General features: G+C 37.2%; 2 protein-coding genes and 1 pseudogene. 2 read left to right on the forward strand and 1 reads right to left on the reverse strand.

The window, feature by feature from the left end:
- Positions 1 to 328: pseudogene (locus DBR11_RS25865) on the forward strand (peptidoglycan synthetase); the annotation flags it as partial.
- Between the two features lie 36 nt (positions 329 to 364).
- On the forward strand, positions 365 to 694 hold the full coding sequence (locus DBR11_RS25870) for a helix-turn-helix domain-containing protein (RefSeq protein ID WP_108555461.1): 330 nt from the start codon (positions 365 to 367) through the stop codon (positions 692 to 694).
- A 7-nt stretch (positions 695 to 701) separates the two neighbouring features.
- On the opposite strand, the gene DBR11_RS25875 is transcribed toward DBR11_RS25870, so the two are convergent.
- Positions 702 to 1,820: an N-acetyltransferase gene (locus DBR11_RS25875; protein WP_108555462.1), complete on the reverse strand. Its 1,119-nt coding sequence runs from the start codon at positions 1,818 to 1,820 to the stop codon at positions 702 to 704.
- Between the last annotated feature and the right edge of the window lie 38 nt (positions 1,821 to 1,858).

Genomic DNA, 1,858 nt, shown 5'->3' on the forward strand with positions numbered 1-1,858 from the left:
GAATTTGGTGGCTTGTATAGAGTTGCATACATTCAGTAGCTTAAATAAGGCCTTTTTAGCGCAGTATGAGGGGACTATGGATCAGGCCGATCAGGCAATTGTTTACATAGACGAACAAACTTTTCGGCATAAAAAAATGGAACCTTTTACGAGCTTGGATGTTCAAACGGCATTTAAAAATAGTAATTTACAATTCTTTAATGATGCGACGACACTTAAATTGTATTTATCGAATATTAATTTTAAGAATACAAATTTACTTTTAATGAGCTCAGGCAATTTCGGAGGTATAGATTTGGTTAAACTGGCACGTGAGTTGAATACTTAAATTAATGCTCATTTAATACACACCTAATTTAAAAATATGAACGTCATAGGTAAAAACATCAGACAACTTCGCCAGAAAAATGGATGGAGTCAGGGGGAAGTAGCAAAACGATTAAATATTTCTATTCCTGCATTTTCTAAGATAGAGACTGGTATAACAGATATTAATATTTCCAGACTGGCCCAGATTGCTAATCTGTTTGAAGTTTCTACAATGGACATCATCTCTAAAGAAGGCGAAAATCCTCAATCTTTAAATTTTGAGGAAATTAATAGCCTGAAAGAAAAATTGTCACAAAGAGAAGAAGAGATCATCAAACTTCAAAAAAAGGTTATCGATCTTTATGAAGAAATCAGACAGAAATAGGAAGCTGTTAGAAAATTATACGCAGGGTCAGGTGTCGCTTTCCAAAGGTGGCACCTGTTGCCTGATGTATGGATAGCATCTTATCATTAAAATCCCCAACCCAGGACAGTTCCAATTCATCATATTGCTCCATAGGAAGCACATATTCTTTTAATTTAATAAAAAGGGCTGATTCCAGTCCATGTTTTTGGAATGCAGATTTTGTGCCCATAACTATAGCTCGCATTCTGTGGACGCCTTTCCAGCGCCTGTAAACAAATTTCAGTTTTTCCACCAGGCCTAGTTTGCCATTGAATCCTTTAATCATTTGGTTCGCATCAGGAATAATAACAACGAACGAAGCTGGTTCTCCATTGATGTAAGCAAACCAAATTAGTTTCTCGTCCATGATCATTTCCATCTTTTTGAAACTCTCCAGAAGGGTCTCTTTTTTGATTGGAACGAAATTCTCAAAGTCCTTCCAGGCATCATTATAGATTTCCATCAGGTCGTTCACGTATTTTTCTGCGTTTTTCTTTGAGAAGTGTTCAAATGTATAACCTGGTTTGCCTGCTACCCAGTTCGCAATTTTAGTAAAGCGTTCGGGAAAAGGTTTACGTACCTGCAGGTGATTTGTGATTTGCTCATAAGCTTTGGTAAAGCCATAATGACTAAACAAATCCTTATAATAGGGTGGGTTATAATTCATTCCATAAGAAGGAGGGGTAAAACCTTCTACAAGCAATCCCCAGAAAGAATCGTTCTCTCCAAAATTTATAGGGCCATCCATGGCGCTCATGCCTTGTTCCTGAAGCCACTTTTTAGCGGTGTCAAACAACTTAAAAGCAGCGGCCTGATCATTGATGCATTCAAAAAAGCCGAGCCCTCCTGTAGGCTGTTCATATTGATGTGCTTTCTTCTCGTTTACAAAAGCTGCAACGCGACCAATCGTTACGCCATCTGTATCCTTTAAGATCCATCTGGTGCAAATGCCGTGTTTAAAGAATGGGTTTTTTTTCTTGTCAAATACAGCTTCTACATCATTATCCAGCGGACAAATCCAGTTACTGTCGTTTTTATAAATTGTTCTGGCAACATTTAAAAATTCTTTAACCGTTTTGGAATCTTGAACCGGAAGGACCTGCATGTATAAAATGTTTTAAAATAAAAAGCATCCCTTAAGGA

The organism is Pedobacter sp. HMWF019, assembly GCF_003061025.1.
Taxonomy (GTDB): Bacteria; Bacteroidota; Bacteroidia; order Sphingobacteriales; family Sphingobacteriaceae; genus Pedobacter.

What these genes read in the sequence shown, in the direction of transcription:
- DBR11_RS25870 (WP_108555461.1), top strand. Translation starts at nt 365, where the DNA reads ATGAACGTCATAGGTAAAAACATCAGACAACTTCGCCAGAAAAATGGA.
- DBR11_RS25875 (WP_108555462.1), bottom strand. Translation starts at nt 1,820, where the DNA reads ATGCAGGTCCTTCCGGTTCAAGATTCCAAAACGGTTAAAGAATTTTTA.